The organism is Joostella atrarenae, assembly GCF_021764745.1.
GTDB lineage: Bacteria > Bacteroidota > Bacteroidia > Flavobacteriales > Flavobacteriaceae > Galbibacter > Galbibacter atrarenae.
In genome coordinates this window covers 54865-80958 of the sequence record NZ_JAETXX010000005.1, presented here as the reverse complement: position 1 = coordinate 80958, position 26094 = coordinate 54865, and the positions used below count along the sequence as shown (strand labels likewise).

The 26094-nt window shown below is 31.5% G+C and carries 27 protein-coding genes; 17 read left to right on the top strand and 10 right to left on the bottom strand.

Translation table 11 applies throughout. From position 1 onward, the window contains the following. Nucleotides 1-76 precede the first annotated feature (76 nt). Both xerD and JM658_RS09400 read left to right on the top strand, forming a co-directional pair. Nucleotides 77-979: a site-specific tyrosine recombinase XerD gene (gene xerD / locus JM658_RS09405; RefSeq protein ID WP_236959001.1), complete on the top strand. Its 903-nt coding sequence runs from the start codon at nt 77-79 to the stop codon at nt 977-979. Between the two features lie 75 nt (nt 980-1054). Beyond that, nucleotides 1055-2002 carry an aldo/keto reductase gene (locus tag JM658_RS09400; protein WP_236959000.1) on the top strand — a complete coding sequence of 316 codons (948 nt, stop codon included), beginning with the start codon at nt 1055-1057 and terminating at the stop codon, nt 2000-2002. A gap of 23 nt (nt 2003-2025) precedes the next feature. On the opposite strand, the gene JM658_RS09395 is transcribed toward JM658_RS09400, so the two are convergent. Then, the gene (locus JM658_RS09395; RefSeq protein ID WP_236958999.1) at nt 2026-3342 is read right to left on the bottom strand and encodes an NAD(P)/FAD-dependent oxidoreductase; all 1317 of its coding nucleotides are present in this window, start codon (nt 3340-3342) and stop codon (nt 2026-2028) included. A gap of 288 nt (nt 3343-3630) precedes the next feature. Between JM658_RS09395 and JM658_RS09390 the strand changes: the two genes are divergently transcribed. Next, entirely contained in the window at nt 3631-4125 is a 495-nt protein-coding gene (locus tag JM658_RS09390) for an RNA polymerase sigma factor (protein ID WP_236958998.1), read from the top strand. Continuing rightward, nucleotides 4125-4742, top strand: a complete 618-nt coding sequence (locus JM658_RS09385) for a hypothetical protein (protein WP_236958997.1) — start codon at nt 4125-4127, stop codon at nt 4740-4742. Before JM658_RS09390 ends, JM658_RS09385 begins: the two co-directional genes overlap by 1 nt. 124 nt (nt 4743-4866) lie before the next feature. Here JM658_RS09385 and JM658_RS09380 read toward each other — a convergent pair whose 3' ends face one another. From JM658_RS09380 to JM658_RS09370, 3 genes are all read right to left on the bottom strand, one after another. Continuing rightward, nucleotides 4867-7650: an alpha/beta hydrolase family protein gene (locus tag JM658_RS09380; protein WP_236958996.1), complete on the bottom strand. Its 2784-nt coding sequence runs from the start codon at nt 7648-7650 to the stop codon at nt 4867-4869. Between the two features lie 162 nt (nt 7651-7812). Beyond that, complete coding sequence (locus JM658_RS09375; RefSeq protein WP_236958995.1) at nt 7813-8616, bottom strand: lysophospholipid acyltransferase family protein; 804 nt, start codon at nt 8614-8616, stop codon at nt 7813-7815. Between the two features lie 55 nt (nt 8617-8671). Continuing rightward, the gene (locus JM658_RS09370) at nt 8672-9313 is read right to left on the bottom strand and encodes an NUDIX hydrolase (RefSeq protein ID WP_236958994.1); all 642 of its coding nucleotides are present in this window, start codon (nt 9311-9313) and stop codon (nt 8672-8674) included. On the opposite strand from JM658_RS09370, the gene JM658_RS09365 reads away from it, so the two are divergent. After that, the gene (locus tag JM658_RS09365) at nt 9314-10042 is read left to right on the top strand and encodes a peptidylprolyl isomerase (protein ID WP_236958993.1); all 729 of its coding nucleotides are present in this window, start codon (nt 9314-9316) and stop codon (nt 10040-10042) included. A gap of 13 nt (nt 10043-10055) precedes the next feature. On the opposite strand, the gene JM658_RS09360 is transcribed toward JM658_RS09365, so the two are convergent. Continuing rightward, nucleotides 10056-10679: a trimeric intracellular cation channel family protein gene (locus JM658_RS09360; protein ID WP_236958992.1), complete on the bottom strand. Its 624-nt coding sequence runs from the start codon at nt 10677-10679 to the stop codon at nt 10056-10058. After that, a complete protein-coding gene (locus JM658_RS09355) occupies nt 10679-11422 on the bottom strand; it encodes an RDD family protein (protein WP_236958991.1) in 744 nt (247 codons plus the stop codon). Before JM658_RS09355 ends, JM658_RS09360 begins: the two co-directional genes overlap by 1 nt. A 30-nt stretch (nt 11423-11452) precedes the next feature. Between JM658_RS09355 and JM658_RS09350 the strand changes: the two genes are divergently transcribed. The 7 genes from JM658_RS09350 to JM658_RS09320 all read left to right on the top strand — a co-directional run bounded on the left by JM658_RS09350 (nt 11453) and on the right by JM658_RS09320 (nt 18790). Further along, nucleotides 11453-12430, top strand: coding sequence for a stage II sporulation protein M (locus JM658_RS09350; RefSeq protein ID WP_236958990.1), 978 nt, complete (start codon nt 11453-11455; stop codon nt 12428-12430). Further along, nucleotides 12417-13355, top strand: coding sequence for a hypothetical protein (locus JM658_RS09345; RefSeq protein ID WP_236958989.1), 939 nt, complete (start codon nt 12417-12419; stop codon nt 13353-13355). The genes JM658_RS09350 and JM658_RS09345 overlap by 14 nt, the downstream gene beginning before the upstream one ends. A gap of 1 nt (nt 13356) precedes the next feature. Continuing rightward, nucleotides 13357-14106, top strand: a complete 750-nt coding sequence (locus JM658_RS09340) for a DUF4129 domain-containing protein (protein WP_236958988.1) — start codon at nt 13357-13359, stop codon at nt 14104-14106. Next, nucleotides 14103-15299: a DUF4350 domain-containing protein gene (locus JM658_RS09335; protein ID WP_236958987.1), complete on the top strand. Its 1197-nt coding sequence runs from the start codon at nt 14103-14105 to the stop codon at nt 15297-15299. The genes JM658_RS09340 and JM658_RS09335 overlap by 4 nt, the downstream gene beginning before the upstream one ends. A 3-nt stretch (nt 15300-15302) precedes the next feature. Continuing rightward, the gene (locus JM658_RS09330) at nt 15303-16337 is read left to right on the top strand and encodes an AAA family ATPase (protein ID WP_236958986.1); all 1035 of its coding nucleotides are present in this window, start codon (nt 15303-15305) and stop codon (nt 16335-16337) included. 56 nt (nt 16338-16393) lie between these two features. Beyond that, a complete protein-coding gene (locus JM658_RS09325; RefSeq protein WP_236958985.1) occupies nt 16394-17725 on the top strand; it encodes a DUF58 domain-containing protein in 1332 nt (443 codons plus the stop codon). A gap of 126 nt (nt 17726-17851) precedes the next feature. Further along, the gene (locus JM658_RS09320) at nt 17852-18790 is read left to right on the top strand and encodes a LysR substrate-binding domain-containing protein (protein ID WP_236958984.1); all 939 of its coding nucleotides are present in this window, start codon (nt 17852-17854) and stop codon (nt 18788-18790) included. Nucleotides 18791-18861: 71 nt separating this feature from the next. Here JM658_RS09320 and JM658_RS09315 read toward each other — a convergent pair whose 3' ends face one another. Together JM658_RS09315 and JM658_RS09310 are read right to left on the bottom strand one after the other, a co-directional pair. Continuing rightward, nucleotides 18862-19059 carry a hypothetical protein gene (locus JM658_RS09315; protein ID WP_236958983.1) on the bottom strand — a complete coding sequence of 66 codons (198 nt, stop codon included), beginning with the start codon at nt 19057-19059 and terminating at the stop codon, nt 18862-18864. A gap of 97 nt (nt 19060-19156) precedes the next feature. Then, nucleotides 19157-19528 carry a DUF805 domain-containing protein gene (locus JM658_RS09310; RefSeq protein ID WP_236958982.1) on the bottom strand — a complete coding sequence of 124 codons (372 nt, stop codon included), beginning with the start codon at nt 19526-19528 and terminating at the stop codon, nt 19157-19159. A gap of 156 nt (nt 19529-19684) precedes the next feature. Here JM658_RS09310 and JM658_RS09305 point away from each other — a divergent pair, with 156 nt between their 5' ends. The 4 genes from JM658_RS09305 (at nt 19685) to JM658_RS09290 (ending at nt 23833) form a co-directional block, all read left to right on the top strand. Next, nucleotides 19685-20950: a D-alanyl-D-alanine carboxypeptidase/D-alanyl-D-alanine-endopeptidase gene (locus JM658_RS09305; RefSeq protein ID WP_236958981.1), complete on the top strand. Its 1266-nt coding sequence runs from the start codon at nt 19685-19687 to the stop codon at nt 20948-20950. Nucleotides 20951-21062: 112 nt separating this feature from the next. Then, the gene (gene rlmD / locus JM658_RS09300; RefSeq protein ID WP_236958980.1) at nt 21063-22472 is read left to right on the top strand and encodes a 23S rRNA (uracil(1939)-C(5))-methyltransferase RlmD; all 1410 of its coding nucleotides are present in this window, start codon (nt 21063-21065) and stop codon (nt 22470-22472) included. A 34-nt stretch (nt 22473-22506) separates the two neighbouring features. Continuing rightward, a complete protein-coding gene (locus JM658_RS09295) occupies nt 22507-23055 on the top strand; it encodes a DUF6452 family protein (protein ID WP_236958979.1) in 549 nt (182 codons plus the stop codon). Further along, nucleotides 23036-23833 carry a DUF6048 family protein gene (locus tag JM658_RS09290; RefSeq protein ID WP_236958978.1) on the top strand — a complete coding sequence of 266 codons (798 nt, stop codon included), beginning with the start codon at nt 23036-23038 and terminating at the stop codon, nt 23831-23833. Before JM658_RS09295 ends, JM658_RS09290 begins: the two co-directional genes overlap by 20 nt. On the opposite strand, the gene JM658_RS09285 is transcribed toward JM658_RS09290, so the two are convergent. Both JM658_RS09285 and JM658_RS09280 read right to left on the bottom strand, forming a co-directional pair. Further along, complete coding sequence (locus tag JM658_RS09285; RefSeq protein WP_236958977.1) at nt 23830-24066, bottom strand: hypothetical protein; 237 nt, start codon at nt 24064-24066, stop codon at nt 23830-23832. The two genes, JM658_RS09290 and JM658_RS09285, sit on opposite strands and share 4 nt — an antisense overlap. Before the next feature lie 102 nt (nt 24067-24168). Beyond that, a complete protein-coding gene (locus JM658_RS09280; RefSeq protein ID WP_236958976.1) occupies nt 24169-25329 on the bottom strand; it encodes a THUMP domain-containing class I SAM-dependent RNA methyltransferase in 1161 nt (386 codons plus the stop codon). Between the two features lie 90 nt (nt 25330-25419). On the opposite strand from JM658_RS09280, the gene JM658_RS09275 reads away from it, so the two are divergent. Beyond that, the gene (locus JM658_RS09275; protein ID WP_236958975.1) at nt 25420-26094 is read left to right on the top strand and encodes a ZIP family metal transporter; all 675 of its coding nucleotides are present in this window, start codon (nt 25420-25422) and stop codon (nt 26092-26094) included.

Here is a 26094-nt window from a genome sequence, read left to right as displayed (position 1 = left end):
AATTAAAAGAAGAACTTTAGTGCTTGTATTCAAAATTGAAGAAAGAAACATTATTAAATTCATTATTTTTACCATTATGAAATGGAGCCAAGCACTTATAGATTATCAGAACTTTTTAAAGATTGAAAGAGGCTTATCTAAAAACTCTGTAAGTAATTATTGCCTAGACATAAAAAAGCTAATTAAGTTTTTAGAGCTCCATGAAATGGAAGTTTCTCCTATTAAAATAAACACTGATACGCTTCAGGAATTTATTTATGAAACTGCAAAAAATATAAATGTACGCTCACAAGCGCGACTCATTTCAGGACTCAATAGCTTCTTTAACTATCTCATTTTTGAAGACTATAGAACAGATAATCCAATGGAACTTATCGAGTCTCCTAAAATAGGAAGAAAGCTTCCTGACACACTTGCCATTGAAGAAATAGATAAAATAATAGCTACGTTAGACCTAAGCACTCCAGAGGGAGAACGCAACCGTACGATGTTAGAGACTTTGTATAGCTGTGGGCTTCGCGTTTCTGAATTGGTTAATCTTAAAATATCTGATTTATTTTTTGAAGAAGGGTTTATAAAAGTTAGTGGTAAAGGTGATAAAGAACGCTTTGTACCTGTAGCCTCTTCTACTATAAAGTACATCGATATTTATATTAGCGATGTAAGGCCACATATTAATGTTCAGAAAAGTTATGAAGATTTTGTTTTTTTAAACAGAAGAGGGAAAAACTTAACACGTGCCATGATTTTTACAATAATTAAAAGGGCAACAGAGAAAGCTGGCATCAAAAAAAATATCAGCCCACATACATTCCGACATTCGTTTGCTACTCACTTATTACAAGGAGGAGCAGACCTAAGAGCCATCCAACAGATGTTGGGTCATGAAAGCATAACTACAACAGAAGTTTATATGCATTTAGATAGAAATGACCTTGCTAATACAATCGAAAAACACCACCCTAGAAAAGATTTTTAACTTTTTGTTATTGCAATATCTCCAATATTATAATGAACTTTATAGAGTTACATACAATAAATTAAAATAAAGACTATGAAATTCTATACATTAAAAAATGACCAAAAACTACCTGCAATAGGACTTGGAACATGGAAATCTGAACCAGGAAAAGTAGGAGAAGCGGTAATAGAAGCTATAAAATCTGGATATAGGCATATAGATTGTGCCGCCGTATATGGTAATGAAGCCGAAGTTGGTGAAGCACTTAAAACTGCATTTGCACAAGGTCTTGTTGCAAGAGAAGATTTATGGATTACTTCAAAACTATGGAATAATGCCCATGAAAGCGATAAAGTAATTCCTGCTTTACAAAAGACATTAAAAGATTTACAATTAGATTATCTCGACCTCTATTTAATACATTGGCCAGTAGCTTTTAAAGCAGATGTTGGATTTGCTAGTAAAGCAGATGAATTTTTAACTCCAGAAGAGGCTCCAATAATTGAAACTTGGAAAAAAATGGAAGAAGCATACAACAAAGGCTTTGTAAAAAGTATTGGCGTTTCTAATTTTAGTTTAAAAAAATTAAAAAGCCTATTGGTAGACGCTACACTTCCGCCAGAAGTAAACCAAGTGGAATTACATCCTTTACTCCATCAAGAGGAACTTTTGGAGTTCTGTAATAACAATTCTATTATTCTAACTGGCTATTCTCCTTTAGGCTCTGGAGATCGCTCTCAAGAAATGAAGAAAGACGATGAACCAAATTTATTAGAAAATGAGGTGATTTCAAAAATTGCTAAGGCTCACGATTGCTCTCCTGCACAAGTTTTAATTAGCTGGCATTTAAGTCGTGGAACATCGGTAATTCCTAAATCTACTAATCCAAAGAGAATTAAAGAAAATTTAGATAGTTATAAAATAGAACTTACTGAAAAGGATTTACAACAGATAAAAACATTAGATAAAGGTTACAGATATGTAGACGCTACTTTTTTTGAAGTTCCAGGAGGTCCCTATAAAAATATATATGATGAATAGATCATAAATAAAATGCGGTAAAACTATTCTGTTTTTACCGCATTCATTTTTACAACTTTTGTTTTTTCCTTTTTATAAGGCCTTATTATCAAACGTGCTTCTCTGTCAAAACGGATATAATTGTATACCCAATTTATAAATACTACTACTCGGTTTCTAAAACCAATTAGAAAAAATAAGTGAACAAACATCCAAACAAACCAAGCGAATACCCCTTGAAATTTAAATTTAGGCATGTCTACAACCGCTTTATTTCTTCCAACGGTAGCCATCGTTCCTTTATCTTTGTAAACAAATGGTTTCATTACCTTTTCATCTTCTAGAAAAGCCACCAAATTAACTCCCAAATGTGTTCCTTGTTGAATAGCTACTTGCGCTACCATAGGATGTCCCGCAGGAAAATCATCACTTACCATACAGGCAATATCACCTATTGCGAAAATATTTTTAAATCCTTCAACTTGATTATAATCGTTTACCTTTATACGATTACTAAAAGTGATGCTATCCTTACCATCAATTCCTTTTATAGTTTCTCCTTTTACTCCAGCTGCCCATATTAAAGTGGCTGTATGGAATGTTAGATCTGTATTAGTGGTTACTAAATCTCCATCATAGCTGGTAACACGTGTATTCTTCCATACATTGACTCCCAATTCTTCTAAGTAATCCTCAGCCTTTTCGGAAGCTTTTTCGCTCATCCCTTTTAATAACTTATCTCCAGATTGCACAATATTTATTTGCGCTCTCCGCGTATCAAGATCTGGATAATCTTTAGGTAGAATTCCTCTTTTAATTTCGGCCAAAGCACCGGCTAACTCTACTCCTGTTGGACCAGCACCTACAATTACAAAATTCATTAAAGCATCTTGCCTGTCCATACTATCTGTTAGCAAGGCTTCTTCAAAGTTTTCAAGAATAAGACTTCTTAAGTTTAATGCTTCAGGAACCGTTTTCATTATCATACTATTGGCTTCGATCTCTTTATTCCCAAAGAAATTAGTTGTAGAACCTGTAGCTAATACTAAATAATCGTATTTAAGAGGTCCAATATCTGTATCCAACGTATTTTTTTCTGAATCTACACCTTTTACCATTGCCAAACGAAAATAAAAGTTCGGATATTTAGAAAGTATCTTTCGAATAGGATAAGCTATAGAATCTGGCTCTAAACCTCCCGTAGAAACTTGATATAACAAGGGTTGGAAAGTATGGTAATTATGTTTGTCTAGCAATACAACTTGCATTTCTTGTTTTGCTAGTTTTTTTGCCAAAGCAATGCCTCCAAATCCTCCACCAATAATAACAACTCGTGGGTAGCTAGTTTGAGGTATATTCATATATACAATAGTTATTTTCTCTATAAATTAATCTCAATAAAATGAGATTACATCTGTAATTACTTTACTTAAAAAGCTTAATAATGTTGTGTTTCTCAAATTTAAAGTTATTCTTCGAGAAAATTCAATATATCCATAAATATATCCCAAGAGCTTAATAGATTGAATAGGAGTCGAAATAAATTATATTAAACTTGTAACAAACTCCTATCTTTACCTACTAACTCATTAACACACATTATAAGTTTACATTAAAACAAAGTGTGCTTAATTGCCTAATTACCTTTTGTGACCAAAGAACTCGAACATAAATTTGTTTTAGAATTACAGGATAATCAGAATATCGTGCATAAAATATGCAAGATTTATACTGATGATACTGATGCACATAACGATTTATTTCAGGAGATTACCATACAGTTATGGAAGGCATATCCAAAATTTAGAGGAGACGCTAAGTTTAGTACATGGATGTATAGAATTGCATTAAATACAGCAATTACATTATATCGAAAATCAAAACGTCAAATACACACACAGGATTTTGATTCGGTAATCCATAAAGTCAAAGCAATTGACTATGATGATACCGAAGAACAGCAACTAAAATTAATGTATGATGCTATAAAGCAACTTAACGACATTGAGAAAGCGCTTGTGTTTTTGTATTTAGAAGATAAAAATTACAAAGAAATATCTGAAACAATGGGTATTTCTGAGGTAAATGCCCGAGTGAAGATGAATAGAGTTAAAACAAAACTAAAAAATACACTTAACCCCTAATGGACGAATTAGAATTTTTAAAAAAGGATTGGCAGAAAAAGGAAAAAGATCTTCCTAAACTTTCCTATGAGGATATATATAGTATGATGTTGAAAAAATCTTCTTCATCTATAAAATGGATTTTTTACATCAGTATGATCGAATTAGGATTAGGAATCCTAATGAGTATCTTTTACCATCCTTCCCTTGAACTAGAAAAGATGTTACCTCCATTTCTAAACTATTTCACGTATGGTTCTATCATCGTAATCCTATTCTTTATTTATCAATTTTATAAAAACTATAAAAAAGTATCTACAACATCTTCAGTAAAAGGTTTATTAGAAAGCATTATTAAAGCAAGGAAAACCGTACGCCGGTATATAATATTCAATTTAACTTTTGCGGGTATTTTATTTATAGTTTCAATAATTTACCTATCCATACAACAACAAGGAGGTTGGGTTAAATTTACTGAAACAGCAGACACTACAGATTACCTGATTATTTTTGGAATCTCTATAATTGCGACCATCCTTTTTATAGCCCTCTTTTTAGGGATTTATTATCTGCTTTATGGAATCTTAATGAGACGTTTAAAAAGAAATTATAAAGAACTTAAAAGAATGGATGTTTAATTCTAATAAAGTTTTTAGGTTGAAACTAATTGCTTTAAATAAAAAACCTTTGCAGATTAGCTAAGAAGTAAATCTGCAAAGGTTTTTATTTTATATCTAGAGTTCTCTTAAGTCTAACTCTAAATTAATATCCTTTATTATAATCCTTTTCTACTGCAGACCTCCCTTTTTCCATCCACTCTGGTGCTTGCTTTCCTTTTAAATAATGGTCAAAGAATTGCATCATTCTAATAGATAAATCTTTACGATTTCCCCAACTTTCCCCTTTCAAGTTATGAGGTTCATCGTTATAAGAAAGCATCCATACAGGTTTATCAAGTCTTCTTAAGGCAACATAAAATTCTATTCCTTGATACCACGGCACTGCACCATCATCATCATTATGCATCATTAAAAGAGGAGTTGTAACTTTTGGCGCTTTAAAGAGAGGTGAATTCTCTACATAAAGATCAAACTCATCCCATAGCGTACCCCCAATTCTACTCTGAGTATGTTCATATTGAAACATTCTACTCATTCCACTTCCCCAACGGATTCCTCCATAGGCACTTGTCATATTACTAACTGGTGCTCCAGCCATTGCTGCAGCAAATTTATCTGTCTTAGTTACAATATATGCAGTTTGGTAACCTCCCCAACTCTGTCCTTGTAATGCCATATGCTCGCCATCTATAAAGCTATATTTTGCTTCCATAGCTTCTACTCCACTTACTATACAGTTATATCCACTTTCTCCTGGATGCCCTTCTTTATATACAATATCTGGAACAAAAACGATGTAATTATTACTTGGATAAAACACCTTGTTTATTGTAGAACGACTTGGTGTAGGAGAATAAAAACGGTGATACGTATCTGATAATCGTTCATAGAAATATGAAACTAAAGGATACTTTTTATTTGGATCTAATCCTTCTGGGACATACAATAATCCTTGCAGTTCTACTCCGTCATAATTGGTCCATTTTTCTAAACTAACTTTCCCCCACTTATAATTATCAAGCTGCTTACCTCCATTTGTAACTTTCTCAGAATTTTTAAATGAAAGATCTGTTTTTAACACATCAGGATATAGAGTGTAAGCTTCTTTTGTGTAAAGAACTGTATTTGAATTTTTAGCTTTTAGAGGATTTCCAAGACGACAATCGTCATAAATAAAAGCATCTGGAGTATTTTCTTTTAGCAAATTAGCATATGCATAACCTGCTTTCTTATTAGCTTCATTAAATACTGATAAAAGTGCTTTCTTCGGATTGATAAAATCTTCATCTCTATCCAATTGAATATATCTATATTCAGTAGTATTTACTCTCCCGCTTTTGGTTACATTTTTTGGTGCTTTTGCTCCAGAAGGATCAATTTTCCAAATATCATAACGGTCGTAAATAAAAACTGATTTGTCATCTTCTTCCCAACCAGCAATACCATAAGGTCTCGGATCGTTTGGAGTATCGTTCAATTCATCATAAAAAGCAACACTAATTTTATCTGTAATAGGCTGCTCCTTTTGAGAAGCAATATTTATAGAATAATAAATGCTATCATTTCTATTATAATAAACAGCGTACTTTTGCGATGGTCCTACCCAAACGTTATTCTGACCAGTAATTAGTTCCTTTTTCACTCCAGTTTCTGTATCTACAAGATAAAAATCATCTAAAAATAGTGCAGACCATGAGGTTGCTCTCTTATATTTCTCATCGGTACTTCCAATAGCATATTTAGCATTTCCATCATTATACATTCTAATATCTGGAACAATAGTATCTCCTATTTGGACAGCTGTATTCTTTTCAAAATCATAAGCGGCCAAATATGTTTTATTCTTATCCTTCTTAACGTTTAGTTTTTGCATAGGTTGCAATTCGGTATCTGTCCAGGACCAAATATCTAAACGCTCTCTTTCTGCATTTAACAACGTATCCTTTTCACGTTCAATTCGAGCTTCTGCAGTTCCAAAAAACATACGTTTACTATCTTCAGAAAAATAAATATTTTGATTCTCCGAAGGAAGCCATCCTTTTGGTAATTCTTTTATACTACTTGTATTTACAGTTTTCACATTATTCTGCTCACCAACATACAATTCGTAGTTTTTAATATCTGTAGTATCTTTAGAAAGTAGAAACGCCAAACGGTTCCCTTTCTCATCAAGAGTAGTTTGCTTTATAATTCCTTCAGAAGAAAAAATAGTATCAAATTTCTGAGTATCTCCATCAAATTTTATTAAAGTCGAATTTGTAAGAGTAGAATCCTTCTTTTCTAAACTAAGTAGTAATTTATTTGCTGATTTTGACCAAGTGTAGTCATTCACATCCTTAAAGGCAATACTATCTTTGGAAAGAGGGTTATACGCTACTAAAATAGTATCATTCTTAGCTTTGCTTTTCTTCTTATCGTCATTATCTATACTATCCTTTACAACTGAAAGAGTATCTTTTTTGACCTTAACTATCGTTTTATATGCTAGCCAATCTCCACCTTCCTCAGGAAGTTTAAAACCACTATTATCTGCATATTTAAGAGTCTTTCCAGTTTCAAGAATAAAAACACCTAGAGAATCTTTTATTCGTTTACTCTTCTTTGCTTTTTCAGTTTCCTCTTTTCTACGGATCTCAATTGGAGCTTTAATTTTAAAAGCTACAAAACTACTTTTTCCACTTATTGTAGCACTATATCCTCTGGGGATAGAATCTGTTTTACCACTCTTAAGATTTGTAATAACTAATGTACCGTCTCCCATTCCTGGGTTATATTCGTAGACTAGATATTCTCCATTTTCTGAAATCTTCTTGTTTTCGATTTGTTTCCAAGTATCAAAATCTTCTACAGAGATTGATTTTTTTTGTGCAGTTAGGGAAACAGTTAAAACTTGAAATAAAGCTAATAGCGCTATTTTTTTTACCATTGAAACCTTTTTATAGTATGTGTTGAGTTTATTGCCCCAAGATAGCTAAATGAAGAGTTTCAATACAAGCAAAAAAGAATATAATTATGAAGAATAGCATATTTCAAGCTCCTATAAATACTAAGCATTGAAAATACACACTATAAAATAGCTATAGTGAATTTAATAATCCCATTGTCTCGTTTTATTAAGATCTTCCATCTCCGCAATAGCTTCCTCTGGGATCACCTTTAAAAATGAAGGATGCTGCTCGATAGCATATTCTATTTTTTCTACAATCTCATCTATAGATTCATTATCATAATCTATATCCAACGGTTCTTTAATTATCATTGACTGTAGAATTCCTTTTTTCTTAACTCGAAGTCCTTTTCTATCAAAAGACCTTCTAAAACCATCTATAACTACAGGAATTACAATAGGTTTGTATTGCTTAATGATATGAGCTGTACCCTTTCGGATAGGCTTCCAAGGTCTTGTAGTTCCCTGTGGAAAAGTAATTACCCAACCGTCATCTAAAGCTGTTTTTATATTTGAAATATCGCTGAATTTAACCTGCCTATTTACATCTTCTCCTCCTGCTCTCCATGTACGCTCAATACTGATAGATCCGGCATAAGCAAATATTTTAGGTAATAGCCCAGATTTCATTGTCTCTTTAGCAGCTACATAATAAATATTTAATTTTGGCTGCCATAAATAAGTAACATCTTTTATAGAATCTTCACGCCCGCTCAAACTAGCATTAAAAACATGAAACATAGCTACTACATCCGCAAAATAAGTCTGGTGATTGGAGATAAATAAAACTCCACTTTCTGGAAGGTTTTTTATAATATCAGAACCTTCAATTTGCAGTTCATTGAAGCCTCTATAGCGTCTATGAGTTAATAACCCCGCTATACGTATAAGCCACTTTTTTAAGAATAATATATGTCCGAAAGGATTTTTCTTAAACAATCCCATTACTAATAGTTATATGCTAGTGTTAATAAAGCTACAAAAATACAAAATCTTAACCTTAGATTAGCTTTTTAAACATTTCTTTAACCTCACTCAACATCATTGCTGTAGCTCCCCAAACGGTATAATCATTTAGCTTAAAGGCAGGTACATCTATATTTTTAGCGTAAGATGTTGTTAAGTTTTCTTCAAAAAGCATGTCGTCATTCATAAAGTCCAAAAAAGGAACTTCTATAATGTCTTCTACCTCATCCTCTTGCAAAACAAATTGCAATTCACTTTCTGCTATTCCTATAAAAGGTTGCACGATAAAGTTACTAGGTGGAATATAAACTTCAGACATTTTTTTTACAAGCTGAATCTTCTTTGGAGATACTCCAACCTCTTCCCATGTTTCTCTTAAAGCTGTTTCTTCAATATTTTTATCTGAAAGCTCTACCTTTCCCCCAGGAAAACCTACTTGATTGGAATGTACTCCGTTGTATGTTTTTCGAAGTATCAATAACAGTTTTGTATGAAGGTGCTCATCAGGATAAAAAAGACATACTACCCCAGCTTTTCTAGGATCTTTTTTCTTATAATTTTCTTCCTTTAATAATTGTGTCCTAATTAAAGGCGCCATTTTATTATGAGATTCTTGCCCTGGTAGTGGCATATTTTTTATTTTTGGAATCAAATCGTAAAAATCAGCAAATTTCATATGCATTATTATACAGTTAGAGTAATTACAATAATACTATTATTTATTTTATCAAGTTGTGGAGACTCTTCAAAAAAAGCTAAAGCCGCTACTGAAAAAAATGCTAAAGACACTGTAAAAGTCGATTCAGCAAAAATAAAAGAATTAGAACGTAAAAAGGAAAAAGAGAACCGTTTTGTGCTCACAGAAGAGAATGCAATTCCGTTTCTATTTGAATATCAAAAAGAACACTTAGAACATGTTGTGAAAATAAATACCTCCTTAGGAAGTTTTGTTGTTGATCTCTACAATCAAACCCCTTATCATAGAGCGAATTTTATTTATCTAACAAAGAAGAAGTATTTCAACAACACCTATTTTCATCGTGTAGTTAAAAACTTTATTATCCAAGGGGGAAATACAGACATGATGTCTACAGCCAAAAAGAGAGATAGCATAGGTTTTTACCTACTTCCACCTGATACTAAAAAAGGACTAAAACACGATCGTGGCGTTATTTCAATGCCAAGTAGTGATGATGTTGCAAACCCACACAAATTGGCTTCTCCTTTTGAATTTTTCATTGTGACTGCCAAACATGGAGCACATCATTTAGATGGAAAATATACAGCTTTTGGACGTGTAATTTCAGGAATGGATGTAGTAGATAAAATAAATAATGTACCTGCAGGAAGTGATGAATGGCCTCTAAAAAATGTTAATATAATTTCTGTTGAAATTGTAGAATAGCAATAAGTTTTTATCATACGTCGTCTACCTCATCTTTGTAAACTGAAGGAAGTTTTAATCCATATTTCACAGCCAAAAGTCGAACAACAATAACTACTATAATAGGAATAGCAAATGCTATATTACTTTCTATAGAGAAAAATTTTAATATAAAATAAGTTACTCCACCTAATATACACACAGTTGCATAAATTTCTTTTCTTCTAAATATTACAGGTATTTCATTGCATAAAATATCCCGCAAAACCCCTCCAAAACAAGCACTCACAGTTCCTAAAGCTATACACATAATGGGGTGTAATCCAGCAGCGACTCCTTTTTCTAATCCTACAACAGTATATAAACCTATTCCGATTGTATCAAACAGAAATAAAGACTTATTAAAATACTTTAACTTATCTCGAAAAATAACAGCAAATAAAACAGTTCCCATTACCACATACATATAGGTGGAATTTATAAGCCATGTTACTGGTTTTATCCCCAATAATACATCTCTTATCGTTCCTCCTCCTAATGCGGTTACAAATCCAATAATAAAAATCCCGAATGGGTCGAGACGTTTATTCATAGCAACCATTACTCCCGAAATTGTGAAGGCAATAGTTCCTAATAAATCTATTATATAATAAAACATTACATGTGTTGTGTATAGTAATTATAATCCTTTAAAACAGTTTTCACAAACGCATGTGTATTATTGTGAACGGACTCTATTCCTGTTACTTTCTCTATTCTATCTTTTAGCTTTTGCATCGTTTTATGATCCGATGCTTTTCTAGCAGTTTCGTATGTGTCTTTTATAATTCTTGCATCATTGTCAGATAATTTAATCACCAAAGGATAGGTTGGCTTATAATCTTCAGCAAGATCCATTAGAATAGTTTGATTCATTGTTACTTTATCCTTCAAAGTAATCACAGAAGTACCTGCTGTAATATCTCCTAATCGCTGACTCTTATTACTTACAATTATACTAATTAATGCTACAATCCCAGACATCATATTAATATCTATAACTCTAAACAACCAACGTACTACATAATCAGAAAAAGAAGCTTGATAACCATCAATTTTTACCACTTTTATCTTGAACACCCTTTTACCAATCGTTTGCCCTTCTAGAAGAGATTCGAACAGTAAAGTGTAAAAAATTACAGGAAGTAAAAATAAAATTATAAGTGCCATTTGCGACCAATCGTCTAGAGATCGCATATAATCCCAGAGTCCTGTTAAGTAAAAAATAAAATATCCTATTGTCGATACATATGCTATTTTAATCAAGAAATCTGTTGCATATGCCAGAATACGCTCCCCTACCGAAGCTGGCGTAAACATTATGTTTACATTTTGTGTGGTGTTAATTTGTAACTCTGACATTTTCTTCCTTAATTTAAACTTTTATTCTACATGAGAGAAGTTGCATTTATTAAACAAAATAAAGAAAAATGGCTGAGCTTTGAAAAAGCTATTTTTCATAATCAATTTAAAGATCCTGACGATCTAGCTTCTCAATACATACATTTGATTAATGACCTTTCTTTTGCGCAAACTTATTACCCCAAAAGTAAAATAATTAAATATCTAAATCAGCTTGCTGCAAAAGCATTTCAAAAAATTTATAAAACAAAAAGGCAAGATACTAATAGAATACTTTCTTTTTGGAAAACAGAAGTTCCACTTGTTGTCTATGAATACCGAAGGTATATTGCCTATGCATTTATTATCTTTTTCTGCTTTGTTACTATTGGAGTAATCTCTGCTGCTAATGATGATACTTTTGTACGACTTATTCTCGGTGAAGATTATGTTAATCGAACCATTGAAAACATTCAAAAAGGAGATCCAGTAGCTATTTATAAAACTGGAAGTAATTGGGGTGGTTTTATAGCTATTACCTTTAATAATCTTTTTGTAGGTATAAAATCGTTTATATATGGCATTTTTGGAGGCTTAGGAACGGGCTGGGTACTTATGAGTAACGGAATCATGCTTGGAGCTTTTCAATATATGTTTCAACAAGAAGGGGTATTTTGGGAAAGTGTTCGTGGGATTTGGATCCATGGAGCTATGGAGATTTTTGCAATTGTAATTGAAGGCGCAGCAGGACTTTTACTAGGAGCTAGCATTCTATTTCCTAAAACTTTCTCTAGAATAGAATCCTTTAAAATTGGCGTCAAAAATGGAGTAAAAATATTAATCAGCACTTTTCCCTTTACAATATCAGCAGGGTTTCTAGAAGGTTTTGTAACTAGATATTCTGATACCATGCCTCACTTTTTATCAATAGGAATTATTTTAATTACACTTAGTATTATTTCATTCTACTATTTAATTTACCCAAGAATTGTATATAAAAAACTAACTAAAGCATATGCAGCTATATAAATCTAGAACTTTTGGCGATTATTTTTCAGACACATTTACGTTCCTTAAAGAAAACGGAAAACATTTTTATAAAAACTACTTTATAATAAATGGAATCTTAATCATTATTCTTTTAGTAATGATGTTTTTCTTTTCTCGATTCTATACTAATGTAATTTTCTCAGATACTTTTGGAGACGGAGGTAACTCTCTAACCAACTACCTAGACCAAAATCTAGGAGTCTTAGCTATATTTGGTTTTCTATTTGTAATAATAGCGTTACTATTGGGAATTGTAAATTATGCCTACACACCTCTTTATTTTCTTTTATATGAAAAAAATAAAGGCAGTAATTTCTCTAAAAATGATATCGTTGACGCTTTAAAATCTAATTTAGGAAAAATATTTACCTTCCTGCTTGCAGGAATTTTAATCGCGATTCCTTTGTTTATGGCCTTAGGTCTTATTATCGTGATTTTAACTATTACAATCATTGGAATTCCACTTCTACTAATTGCTGTAGCTTGGTTATCACAATTTTATTATATCGCATTCATCACATATTTACAGACAAACAAAGGAGTTTTCGAGTGTTTTTCTTATGGTTTTAATCTTTCTTTTAAGAACTTCTGGGCTGCTAATGGCTGCGTGGCTTTATTTTATATCATGATTCAAGTGGTACAAGGTATTGTTACTTTAATTCCATATTCCTTTGCCATGGGCTCTTTAGTTTTAGGTGCAGAAGAAGCTTCTAATATGAATACTACAGACCAATCTATGACAATTATTACTATGTTGACTGCCGTTTATATGGTTGCATTTTTTGTGAACATAATTCTTACTACCATTTTACAGATGAATCAGAGTATCATATTTTTCAGCTTGAAAGAGGACATCGAAAATATTAATACCAAAAGCGAAATCGACGAAATAGGAAGTTATTAATATGCACCTCAAAAAGATATTTTTCTTTCTTATTTATCTTTCTATAACTTTTGGTTATGGGCAAAATTCCTTACAAAAAATTAAAGCTGAAGATTCTTTAAAAGTCGATTATAATACCACAATAGATAAGCGGAATTATGAAGCTAATTTTAAAGAAAAGTATACTTCTGACAGATACAATTACGAATCTGAAACCAATCCCAATGGTTGGTTTTCAAGGTTAAAAAAATGGTTTACTGATCTTATTAATGATCTCTTTAAACTAAACGATGATATTGAAGCGGAACAACTGGTAACTATCATTTCTAGAGTTATTTATCTTCTGATATTTTTATTTGTAATCTATATCATCGTAAAAGCGATTTTAAATAAAGAAGGGAATTGGGTTTTTGGAAGATATTCTGATAAAAAAGCATTAAACATCCACGATGTGGAAGCCAATCTTCATACTACAGATTTTGAAAAATTAATAGCGCAAGCTTATAATGACGAAAACTATCGCCTAGCGGTTCGTTATTATTATTTATGGCTTTTAAAAGAATTGTCTGATGGAGAGCACATACATTATGACGCTGAAAAAACAAATAGCGATTATATAAATGAAATTGACGACAAGACTCTAAAGTCTAAATTTTCATATTCCTCTTACCTTTACAATTATATCTGGTACGGAGAATTCCCTATTGAAGAAGCCGCCTATAAAAATGCAGCTGTTCGTTTTGAAACCCTCATAAAATCGGTTAAGAAATGAACAAAACACTAAAAATATATATCGCCATATTAACACTCCTTTTCATTGGAGCTATTGCTTTTGAAGCTTCTAGGCCTAAACCTATTGATTGGACGCCTAGTTTTAGTGAAAAAGATGCAATCCCCTTTGGAATAAAAGTTTTTCGTGATGAGTTGCCAACGCAATTCCCTAACGATTCTATTATAGATTTACATGAAACTGCCTATGAATTCTTAGAAGATCATTATAATTGGGATGAAGATATTTATAATGTCAAAGGGAGTTATATAAAGATAAAACCAAGCTTTAATGTTGACCAAGTTTCTATAGAAAAGCTTTTAAATTTTGCTGCGGAAGGGAATACCCTTTTTATAGCTTCGGAAGGATTTCCTGAAATCTTGCAAGACTCACTTCAATTTGTAATTGATAATAAATATAGCTTTCAAGGAAGTGCTAAATTTAGATTGGCCAATAATGCTTTCAAGGGCGATTCTATTACTGATACTAAAGGAAGAAGTAATTATTATTTCAAAAAATTAAATAAAGAAACCACAACTGTTTTAGGGTATCAAGATTTTGAAGACACACATATTAATTTTGTCAAAATAAAATACAAAAAGGGAGCTATCCTTCTGCATACACAACCGTATGCCTTTACAAATTACTATCTTTTAAAAGGTGATAATTATAAATATGTAACGGATGTTTTATCATACTTACCAGACGGAACAGTTTTATTTGATTCTGATTTCAAACAAGGGAATTATATTTCTGACTCTCCCCTGCGGTATATATTTTCAAAACCCGCTTTAAAATGGGCATGGTTATTAGCCGTATTTTTTATTATTACATTTATGCTTTTCAACGCTAAAAGAAGGCAACGTGCAATTTCAATCATAACACCATTACAAAACACAACCGTCCAGTTTACAAAAACAGTTGCAAACCTTTATTATGAATCTAAGGATCACAATAATATAATAGATAAAAAAATCACTTATTTCTTTGAAAAAATACGCCGTGATTATCATCTAAATACTGCGTTATTGGATGAGAAATTCATACATCAGTTTTCATTAAAATCTGGCGTTAAAGAAGAAAAAGTAAAAAAACTAATCGATTACATACTTTCAATAAAAGACAAGTCTAATTGTACAGAAGAAAATTTAATCGATTTAAATAAACTCATTGAAAAATTCTATCAGAAAAAATAAGCCATGGATACACCATTAGAAAATCAAGCAGAGGATCAAAATAAAGAGCAAGCTTCACAAAATGAAGATTTAGCTTTTAAAAATAGAGTTGATCTAACAGAGTTACAGGAAGCTATAAGCAACATAAAAACGGAACTAGGAAAAGTAATTGTTGGTCAGAAACACATGATTGATATGCTCCTTACTGCATTATTAGCAAACGGACATGTATTAATTGAAGGTGTGCCTGGCGTTGCAAAAACAATTACAGCAAAATTGCTAGCAAAAACACTAACAGTAGATTTTAGCAGGATACAATTTACTCCAGATCTAATGCCTTCTGATATTCTTGGAACATCTATTTTTGACCTTAAAAAATCTGAATTTGAGTTTAAAAAAGGACCTGTTTTTACAAATATGCTTTTAATCGATGAGATAAATAGGGCTCCTGCAAAAACACAAGCTGCTCTCTTTGAAGTAATGGAAGAAAAGCAAATAACTATGGATGGTACTCGTTATATATTAACCCCTCCTTTTATGGTTCTAGCCACGCAAAACCCTATAGAGCAAGAAGGAACTTATAGACTTCCAGAGGCGCAATTAGATCGCTTTTTATTCAAAATTGACATTACTTATCCCTCTTTAGAAGAAGAGGTAGATATTATTTTAAGAGAGCATCAGCTTAAAGAAAATAAAAAAATAGATAAGGTAAACTCTTTCCTTACTGAAGAACAAGTCATAAAATATCAGCAATTAGTAAATGAAATTATCATAGAACCTAATCTCATCAAATATATCGCAGAGATAATTCATCAAACAAGAAACAATGAGTTTCTATACATGGGAGCTTCCCCTAGAGCATCTATTGCTATATTAAAGGCTTCTAAAGCTTTTGCAGCAATAAACGGAAGAGATTTTGTAACTCCTGAAGACATTAAAAAAGTGGCGCTACCTGTAATTCAGCATCGAATTATAATAACTCCTGAAAGAGAGATGGAAGGAATTACTGCTAAGCAAATTGTAAATCAATTAATCCAAACTATAGAAATTCCAAGATAGCTAAATAGAGTTCAAAAGGATCAAAATAAATTTAAAAAAACACGTATTTGCTAAACATGAAACTTATAAAACAATTATATATTGAAAACAGGTTCTACTATTTCGCTTCAGGAATAGTAGTCCTATTTCTATTGAGTTTTATTTTAGAGTGGTTATTTTTTATTTCGCAAATAGTATTATTTAGCTTTATAGTATTTTTTATTTTAGATATTCTTATTCTTTTCTTCGTAAAAAAAGGACTGATTGCCTCTAGAGAAACTCCAGATAAATTTTCTAATGGAGACAAAAACACAGTACATATAACATTAGAAAATCAGTATAATTTCTCAGTAAATGCAATTGTAATAGATGAAATTCCAGCACAGTTTCAAATCAGAGATTTTAAAATTTCAAAAGCTTTAAAACCATCAGAAAAAGTAATCTTAAAATATGAATTAAGACCTACCGAACGTGGAGAATACTATTTTGGGAAATTAAATATTTATATCTCAAGTTTTATAGGCTTTACAAGTAAACGCTATCGGTTTTCTGAAAATACAATGGTGCCAACATATCCTGCATTTTTACAGCTTAAAAAGTACGATTTAATGGCTTTTTCAAATAGTTTGCATCAGTACGGAATAAAAAAAATCCGTAGAATTGGGCATACCATGGAGTTTGAACAGATTAAAGAATATGTTCAAGGTGATGATATTAGAACTCTAAATTGGAAGGCTACCGCTAAGAGAAATCAATTGATGGTAAATCAGTTTCAGGATGAAAAGTCACAACCTATATATTCTGTCATTGACAAGGGGCGTGTTATGAAAATGCCTTTTAACGGACTAAGTTTATTAGATTATGCTATTAATTCTACTTTAATAATAAGTAATGTTGTTTTAAAAAAGCAAGATAAAGCAGGAATGTTTACTTTCTCAAAAAAGGTTGAGAACACGGTAATTGCAGAACGTAGAAATAGTCAGATGAATCTTATACTGGAAACTCTTTACAATATAGAAACTGATTATTTCGAAAGTGATTTTGGTAGACTTTATGGAGACATAAAAACTCATATTAACCAAAGAAGTCTCCTATTCTTATATACAAATTTTGAAACTTTAGATGCGCTCCATCGACAACTTCCTTATTTAAAAGCTATTGCTAAGAATCATCTTTTAGTAATTATATTTTTTGATAATACGGAATTAGATTCACTAATAAAAGAAGAAGCAAATTCTACTCAAGAAGTATATGATAAGGTTATTGCCGAAAAATTCGCTTTCGAAAAGCGTCTTATTGTAAATGAGTTAAAAAAATACGGAATTTACTCTATTCTTACTTCTCCAGAAAATCTTACCATAGATACTATAAATAAATACCTAGAGATTAAAGCTAGAGGATTGATCTAATAATTAATGTTTTGGGTGATACATATTCTTATCTCAACACTTGACCCCATAAGCGGAACAAATGAAAAATACATCTCGCTATAAAGTTTTCTAATAGTTTTGTAACTTTGTAATAAATTATTTAGGATGACAATTACACAATTACAATATGTTTTATCGGTTGCTGAATATCAAAACTTCACACATGCAGCAGAGAAGAGTTTTGTTACGCAACCTACTTTAAGTATGCAAATACAAAAATTAGAAGATGAACTAGATATTTTAATTTTTGACAGGAGTAAGAAGCCAATCCAACTCACTCAAGTTGGTAAAAAAATTGTAGAGCAAGCTAAGAATATTGTCAATGAATCTTATCGAATTAAAGATATTGTAGACCAAGAAAAAGGGTTTATAGGAGGAGAATACCGATTAGGAATTATCCCTACTGTGATGCCAACGTTACTTCCTTTATTTTTAAAAAACTTTGTAAATAAATATCCAAAAGTCAACTTAAAAATTGAAGAATTAAGTACGCAAACAATAATTGAAAAACTAGAGGATGGATATTTAGATGCTGCAATTGCTGCAACTCCTCTTGAGAATGAAAATATAAAAGAAAGAGTTTTATTTTACGAGCCTTTTGTAGCTTATATTCCAGAGAATCACAGATTAAATAAATTAGATAAAATAAGTGTAAACGACTTAGATATTGATGATATTCTCCTTTTAGAAGATGGGCATTGTTTTAGAGATGGAGTTATAAATTTATGTAAATCTAAAAAAGGTTTTAAAGATGACCATTTCCAATTAGAAAGTGGTAGCTTCGAAACAATGATGAAGCTTGCTGATGAAGGTTTAGGTATGACTTTACTACCTTATTTACACACATTAGATGTTAGCGATAATCAGAAAAAGAATTTACGCTATTTTACGGAACCTAATCCAGCAAGAGAGGTAAGCTTAATATACCATAAAAGTGAGTTAAAAATGCATATCACCGATGCTCTAAAAGACATTATTGCAGGAGTAATTCGCGGAGCTATAGCATTCCAAAACGTAAAAATAATAAGTCCTATTAACAAGTAAAATACATCAATAAGGAATGTATAACCTGTTAGTTTATATAAATAAAAAGCCACTTAATAGTGGCTTTTATATTATTGATTGAAATAAATTAAAGATTTTGATAATTCTGGCCTACCTTGAATATATAGATTAACCCAAATTCTAAGTTCATCTAATTCATAAGGTAGCAACCTTTTTGCTGCTTTCTCTAGTTCTCTTGAAAAGAGCCTAGGATCGAAGCTTACCTTTTGCAACACCGTTTTAGTGTACTCAAACATAGCTCTTGCCATCCTATATTTTGTTTATTAAATTGGTTGTTTAAAATTAACGTTAGTTTCAATATAAAATTGTTGGCTAATAGTTAAAATCAAAACTTAATTGTTAAAGTTATGACGCTCTAGTTGCCTCTTGCATGTTTTCATAAAGACAAATCTCTTTAGGGTTTCGTCCATAAGCATTAGTTCCTTCTTTACCTTCTATAAAAAGAAGCATAATAATATAAAATGGAATCATCTGAAACCATCCACTTTTACCAAGATCATGACATCTTTTTGTATTCTGAGTAATATTAAAATAGAATACTGGTAAAAAGAATACCCAGAACAACAAACCTACTCCAGTTGTGTCGATAGTTATCCAAGATGCTAATAATGTGGTTAATGAAAATGCTATGAGATAGCCAATGAAGGTAATAATTAAACTTAGTCCATATTCTGTTCTTCGAATTCTTCCATCGAAAGAAAAAGTATTTTTAAACATAATAATTAAGATTTAGGTGCTCCTAAAATAGTTAATTTTTATTAGATTAAAAAATTAACACGTAAAATTGTTAAATAGTTGAGATTAAAATGCGACTCACAACCTATAGATATTCATTTTTAATTAATTTCACATTTTTAAAAATATTATACGTAAATGAAAAAAATTCTATTATTAATAATCGTTGTTCTAAACAGTATTGCTTGTTCTTCCGTAAAGAATCTTCCTAAGGAAGTAAAAACTGACTTGGATGCTGATTTTTTTAAAAATCAATTTACAGGTCTTTTTGTTTACAATCCAAAGTCGGGTGATACGATTATAGATTATAACGGAGCTAAATACTTTACTCCTGCTAGTAATACTAAAATTTTTACTTTTTATACAGCACACAAATTACTTCCAGAGAACTTACCTACACTAAAGTATTTGGTTAAAAATGATGAAATTTATATTGAAGGAGTTGGTAATCCAGCCAGTTTACATCCTTATTTAAAAGACAGTACGGCAATCTCATTCTTAAAAAATCAACAACATATAAACTTATATTATAACAATCTAGAGGACTCTAAATATGGACCAGGCTGGTCTTGGGATGATTACGACACCTATTATGCTCCTGAGCGAAGTTCGTTTCCTTTATATGGAAATGTAGTTACTGTAAATAATGAAGGTTCGTTGTACATTTCTCCTGATTATTTTAAAGAAAATATTAGTCTCATAAATGCACAACAAAGACGTTCGATGCATGAAAATAAGTTTTATTTAAATCCTTCAAAAAAAGACTCCGTCGAAATCCCATATATTACAGACAGTATAACTGTAAAAGGTGTTTTAGAAAACATCCTTCAGAAGAAAATAAAAATTACTTCTACTTTTCCTGAAGGAGAAAAAAAGATTATTTATGGAATAAAAGCAGATTCCGTATATAAAAGAATGATGCATGTGAGTGATAATTTTATTGCAGAACAGCTTTTAATACTTTCCTCTTCTACTTTGGGAGATAAATTAAGTAGCCATAAAGCACAAGATTACATTCTTGAAAACGATTTATCTGGCATTAAGCAAAATCCAAGATGGGTAGATGGTTCTGGACTTTCAAGGTATAATCTTTTCACTCCACAATCTATGGTATTTGTTCTAGATAAATTATATGAAGAAATTCCTACAGAAACGCTCTTTGATATTTTCCCTACTGGAGGAGAAACAGGGACTTTAAAAAATTATTTTAAAGGAAATCCAAAACCATATATACATGCTAAAACGGGTACTTTAAGCAACAATTATTGTTTAAGCGGTTATATAGAAACAAAATCTGGTGAGGTATTAATTTTTAGTTTTATGAATAACCATTATCGAGGTGGAAGTACAGAAGTAAAAAAACATATGACTCCACTTTTAGAATGGATAAGAGACAATTACTAATTATTTAAGATTACAGATTTTCTCTTGTATCATCTTAATTACTGAAAAATTATAGCTATCAACTTTATAATTTTATAAGTAACATTCAAACTAAAAATCCTATTTTTGCGGCATGGCAAGAAAGAACAAGAAACAGATTTTTGAAGAGGTAGAAGTAATAGATGCTGGCGCTAAAGGAAAAGGAGTTGCCAAAGCTCCTGACGGACGCGTAATCTTTCTACCATATGCGGTACCGGGAGATATTGTAGACGTACAAACTTTTAAAAAGCGAAAAGCCTTTTTTGAAGGTAAAATAGCCAAGTTCCATACAAAGTCTCCGAAGAGAACAAATCCTGAATGTGAGCATTTTGGAGTCTGTGGGGGTTGTAAATGGCAAAACATGGCTTATGAACATCAGCTTTTTTACAAGCAGAAAGAGGTTCTAAACAATCTAGCTAGAATAGGAAAAATAGAATTACCAGAATTCATTTCTATTTTAGGTTCTGAAAAGCAATACTTTTATCGCAATAAAATGGAGTTTTCTTTTTCTGATAGCCGCTGGCTTACGTTAGAAGAAATCCAAAGCGATAAAGATTTTGGAGATAAAAATGCCTTAGGATTTCATATCCCAGGAATGTGGGATAAGATCTTAGACATTAATAAATGTCATCTTCAAGAAGATCCATCTAATGCCATTAGAACAGCTGTTAAAGATTTTGCTTTAAAAAATAATTTTGAATTCTTTAATCCACGTAATCAAACTGGTTTATTAAGAACGATGATGATTCGTACTTCTTCAACGGGAGAGATTATGGTTTTAATTCAGTTTTACGACGATAAAAAAGAAGAAAGAGAACTATTATTAGATTTCCTTAAAGAGGAGTTTCCAGAGGTTACGTCACTCCAATATGTAGTCAACCAAAAGCCAAACGACACTATCTATGATCAAGAAATAGTATGTTATGCTGGTAGAGATCATATCTTTGAGGAGATGGAAGGTTTAAAGTTTAAAATAAATGCTAAATCTTTTTATCAAACAAATTCTGAACAAGCTTATGAGTTGTATAAAATAACTCGTGATTTTGCAGACCTTTCTGGAGATGAGCTTGTATACGATTTATACACAGGAACAGGAACCATCGCTCAATTTGTTGCAAAAAAAGCAAAAAAAGTAGTTGGTGTAGAATCGGTTCCAGAAGCTATTGAAGATGCAAAGGCAAATGCACAATTAAACGGGATAGATAACGTTACTTTCTACGCAGGGGATATGAAAGAAGTATTTAACGATACTTTTATCGAGCAAAATGGCAAGCCTGATGTAGTAATTACAGACCCTCCAAGAGATGGAATGCACAAAGATGTTGTGCAGCAGTTATTAAATATCGCTGCAGAAAAAATAGTTTATGTAAGCTGTAACAGTGCTACCCAAGCTAGAGACCTAGCACTTATGGATCATTTATATAAAGTAATTAAGGTGCAGCCTGTAGATATGTTCCCACAAACACATCATGTGGAAAACGTTGTACTTTTACAAAGAAGATAAAATAATTTTCCGCTAAAGAAGGAAACTAATTAAGATGAAGAAATTATTAGCAGTATTTTTTATATTAGCCATTGGTGGAGCTATTTTTTCCGCTTGTGAAAAGGATGATATCTGTCCAGAGGAAACGCAGACTACACCATATCTGAAAGTAGGTTTTTATGACTTTTCAGATCAAGAGGAAGAAAAAGCTGTTCCTAATTTAAGAATTATAGGACTAGATAATAATGATGAAGTCGTTGATACATTAAACACGTTTTCAGACAGATCTAGTCAAACTGAAGTAGATATCCCCTTAAGAACATCTGAAACTACAAGTAAGTTTTTATTTATTTATAATTCGCAAGATGATGACGATGGTCTAGAAACTGGAGATATCGACACTTTACAATTTAATTACGCTCGTCAAGAATATTTTATTTCAAGAGGTTGTGGCTATGGAGTTAATTTTTCAGAATTAGTTAGTATCTTAAATCCTGAGTATACAGGGCCCGATCCTAATCCTGACGAATGGATTCTTGCTTTATTAGACCAAGACACAAATTTAGAACATCAAGACACCATACATGTTAAAATATATCTTTAGTAGTCTATTTTTACTTTTCACTTTTTTTGGATTTTCTCAGGAGGAAACAAAAGCAATAGATAGTGTTGTTACTGATTCTATTGCCCCTATAGAGAAAATTGTAAATGACAGTATCTCATACAAACAACGTTACGGTTTACGTGTTGGAATAGACCTTAGTAAGCCAATTCGTTCTCTTATTGACGATGACTATAGAGGTTTAGAACTTGTAGCTGATTTTAGAGTTTCACACAACTTTTATGTTGCTGCAGAGCTTGGTAATGAAGAAAAAACAACTCAAGAAGACAACTTTAATTTCACAACTAACGGAAGCTACGTAAAAATTGGTTTTGATTGGAATACCTATGAGAATTGGTATGGAATGGAGAATATTATAAATATAGGAATTCGTTTCGGACTCAGTACTTTTGATCAAACATTAAATGAATACCAAGTATATAATCCTAATCAATTTTGGGGAGAAACTGCCGCTGGAATTACAGGAGAAGATATGTTGGGCACTTACAGTGGATTAAATGCACAATGGACAGAAGTAGTTTTTGGACTTAAAGTAGAACTCTTTAGAAATCTTTATTTGAGTGGAAGTGTTCGCCTTAATTTCTTAATTAACGAGACTGAAGCTAGTCAATTTCCAAACTTATTTATTCCTGGCTTTAACAAGGTTACAGACGGAAGTAGATTTGGGGTAGGTTACAACTACACTTTATCTTATTTAATTCCAATATTTAAAAGTAATAAGCCTAAAAAGAAAGAAAAGGATAAACCAGAAAACAACTAGCTTACATCTTTAAAACCTTTCAAGAAAATCCACTTCATTTTAATCTGCTCTTTACCTTCAATTTCTACTACGGCAAATTTTGGAGCTAATAAGCTACTGCAAAAAGCTGCTATTAGAACTAGAACAATATGAGATACATCTTCAATTAGATACAATAAACTAAAACGAAGTATTAAAAATATACCAATAAACCCTACTAAATTATATATTAATGCTTTTGTTTTAGGCTTCATTTTATAAACTATTTATCGATTTTATATTCCAAAATATATGCTCAGATGTTAGGCTCTGAGCATATATTTATATTTTATTATTAATTAAGTTTTAACTAAATGCTAGTATTTATTGAATTTAGCTTTCTTACTACCTTCATAAATTTCATACTTCAATAACTTACTTTCTAGCTTCCCGTTAAAAAGTTTAATTCTTCTAGAAGGTCTCAAACCAACATTTTTAATTGCTTCCATATTTGAAGTTATAAACCAAGCATCTGTATTTGGATAGCTTTGCTTTAATGTATCTCCAATTTCAGCATAAAAAGCTTCCATATCTATCTGTAATCGTTCTCCATAAGGCGGATTGAAAACCATATGCAGTTTTCCTTCTGTTTGCTTAACTGAAGCAAAAAAATCTTGCCTCTCAATAGTAATATAATCAGATAGATTAGCATTTTTCACATTGTCAATTGCTTTTGTAACCGCTGAAGGCGCTTTATCGAAACCATAAATTTTATGGTGAAATTCTCTTGTCTTCTTGAGGCTACTCTCTACAATCTTATCAAATAAATCTTGATCATAATCTCTCCATTTTTCAAAAGAAAACTCTCTTCTATTGATATTTGCTGGAATATTACAAGCAATCATTGCAGCTTCTACTGGAATTGTTCCACTTCCACACATTGGATCAAGCAAATCCGACTGGCCATCCCAACCACTTAGCAACAGCATTCCTGCTGCCAAAACCTCATTTATAGGAGCTATATTGGTTGCTGTTTTATAACCTCTCTGATGCAAAGACTGACCAGAACTATCTAAAGAGACATTACATATATCTTTCTGGATATGTATGTTTATTCTAAGATCTGGATATTTCAAATCTACATCTGGACGTTTTCCTACAGTATTTCTAAACTTATCTGCAATAGCATCTTTTGTTTTCAATGCTATAAATAAAGAATGGTTAAATTTTTCTGAATTTACTGTAGCATCTATAGCAAACGTATTGTTATAAGACATATATGCTTCCCAATCCATTTTATAAATTTTATCATAAAGGTCTTGTTCGTCCCTTACTTTAAAACTATGAATAGGCTTTAAAATTTTTATAGCTGTACGTAGGCAAAGGTTTGCTTTGTACATAAACCCTTGATCCCCTTCAAAAGAAACATTCCTAACTCCCTTTTCTATATTAAGAGCCCCCAGCTTTCTGAGTTCATTTTCTAGCACCTCTTCAAAACCAAACATGGTTTTAGCTACCATTTTAAAATTATTAGGCATATTGTATTTACTTTAAAAGACAAAAATACATTAATTTAGCTCGCTGAAATAATAAATACAAGATATGCCCATTAAAATAGGGATTTTAATATGTTAAATTATCTACTTCCAATATTAGCTGTACTTATAGGATTCTTAATCGTTGTCCTTTTTAAATTCAATGAAAAGAGCAACCTTAAGCTATTCTTAGCTTTTAGTGGGGCATTTTTATTGTCTATTACTGTTTTTAATCTCTTTCCAGAAGTATATCATCATGGAGACACCAAACGAACTGGAGTCTTTATTATGCTTGGAATATTACTACAGATTTTCTTGGAATTCTTTTCGAAAGGAGCTGAACATGGCCATGTTCATATCCATGATGATATGAATAAATTCCCTTGGTTACTATTTGTTAGTTTAAGTATCCATTCCATTTTAGAAGGTTTTCCGATGCATGAACACGATACGTTAGTTTACGGAATAATAATCCATAAAATTCCGATCGCGATTATTCTTAGCACCTTTTTTATAAACTCTAAGATGAGTAAAACTAAAATAGCTGCTTTCTTAATCTTCTTTTCTTTAATGACCCCTTTAGGAAGCTATATAGCCGATAATTTCCAAATAGCAAAAGATTACTATCATGAAATATCGGCTATTGTAATTGGTATCTTTTTACATATCTCAACTGTTATACTTTTTGAAAGCTCAGAAGGACATAAATTTAACCTTAGAAAATTAATCGTAATTCTCTTGGGGATTGTAATTGCTTATTACGTCTAA

Bases quoted from the DNA above. Each gene is read 5' to 3' on its own strand.
- xerD (WP_236959001.1), top strand. From the start codon at position 77: ATGAAATGGAGCCAAGCACTTATAGATTATCAGAACTTTTTAAAGATT.
- JM658_RS09400 (WP_236959000.1), top strand. From the start codon at position 1,055: ATGAAATTCTATACATTAAAAAATGACCAAAAACTACCTGCAATAGGA.
- JM658_RS09395 (WP_236958999.1), bottom strand. From the start codon at position 3,342: ATGAATATACCTCAAACTAGCTACCCACGAGTTGTTATTATTGGTGGA.
- JM658_RS09385 (WP_236958997.1), top strand. From the start codon at position 4,125: ATGGACGAATTAGAATTTTTAAAAAAGGATTGGCAGAAAAAGGAAAAA.
- JM658_RS09380 (WP_236958996.1), bottom strand. From the start codon at position 7,650: ATGGTAAAAAAAATAGCGCTATTAGCTTTATTTCAAGTTTTAACTGTT.
- JM658_RS09375 (WP_236958995.1), bottom strand. From the start codon at position 8,616: ATGGGATTGTTTAAGAAAAATCCTTTCGGACATATATTATTCTTAAAA.
- JM658_RS09370 (WP_236958994.1), bottom strand. From the start codon at position 9,313: ATGAAATTTGCTGATTTTTACGATTTGATTCCAAAAATAAAAAATATG.
- JM658_RS09365 (WP_236958993.1), top strand. From the start codon at position 9,314: ATGCATTATTATACAGTTAGAGTAATTACAATAATACTATTATTTATT.
- JM658_RS09360 (WP_236958992.1), bottom strand. From the start codon at position 10,679: ATGTTTTATTATATAATAGATTTATTAGGAACTATTGCCTTCACAATT.
- JM658_RS09355 (WP_236958991.1), bottom strand. From the start codon at position 11,422: ATGTCAGAGTTACAAATTAACACCACACAAAATGTAAACATAATGTTT.
- JM658_RS09350 (WP_236958990.1), top strand. From the start codon at position 11,453: ATGAGAGAAGTTGCATTTATTAAACAAAATAAAGAAAAATGGCTGAGC.
- JM658_RS09345 (WP_236958989.1), top strand. From the start codon at position 12,417: ATGCAGCTATATAAATCTAGAACTTTTGGCGATTATTTTTCAGACACA.
- JM658_RS09340 (WP_236958988.1), top strand. From the start codon at position 13,357: ATGCACCTCAAAAAGATATTTTTCTTTCTTATTTATCTTTCTATAACT.
- JM658_RS09335 (WP_236958987.1), top strand. From the start codon at position 14,103: ATGAACAAAACACTAAAAATATATATCGCCATATTAACACTCCTTTTC.
- JM658_RS09330 (WP_236958986.1), top strand. From the start codon at position 15,303: ATGGATACACCATTAGAAAATCAAGCAGAGGATCAAAATAAAGAGCAA.
- JM658_RS09325 (WP_236958985.1), top strand. From the start codon at position 16,394: ATGAAACTTATAAAACAATTATATATTGAAAACAGGTTCTACTATTTC.
- JM658_RS09320 (WP_236958984.1), top strand. From the start codon at position 17,852: ATGACAATTACACAATTACAATATGTTTTATCGGTTGCTGAATATCAA.
- JM658_RS09315 (WP_236958983.1), bottom strand. From the start codon at position 19,059: ATGGCAAGAGCTATGTTTGAGTACACTAAAACGGTGTTGCAAAAGGTA.
- JM658_RS09310 (WP_236958982.1), bottom strand. From the start codon at position 19,528: ATGTTTAAAAATACTTTTTCTTTCGATGGAAGAATTCGAAGAACAGAA.
- JM658_RS09305 (WP_236958981.1), top strand. From the start codon at position 19,685: ATGAAAAAAATTCTATTATTAATAATCGTTGTTCTAAACAGTATTGCT.
- rlmD (WP_236958980.1), top strand. From the start codon at position 21,063: ATGGCAAGAAAGAACAAGAAACAGATTTTTGAAGAGGTAGAAGTAATA.
- JM658_RS09295 (WP_236958979.1), top strand. From the start codon at position 22,507: ATGAAGAAATTATTAGCAGTATTTTTTATATTAGCCATTGGTGGAGCT.
- JM658_RS09290 (WP_236958978.1), top strand. From the start codon at position 23,036: ATGTTAAAATATATCTTTAGTAGTCTATTTTTACTTTTCACTTTTTTT.
- JM658_RS09285 (WP_236958977.1), bottom strand. From the start codon at position 24,066: ATGAAGCCTAAAACAAAAGCATTAATATATAATTTAGTAGGGTTTATT.
- JM658_RS09280 (WP_236958976.1), bottom strand. From the start codon at position 25,329: ATGCCTAATAATTTTAAAATGGTAGCTAAAACCATGTTTGGTTTTGAA.
- JM658_RS09275 (WP_236958975.1), top strand. From the start codon at position 25,420: ATGTTAAATTATCTACTTCCAATATTAGCTGTACTTATAGGATTCTTA.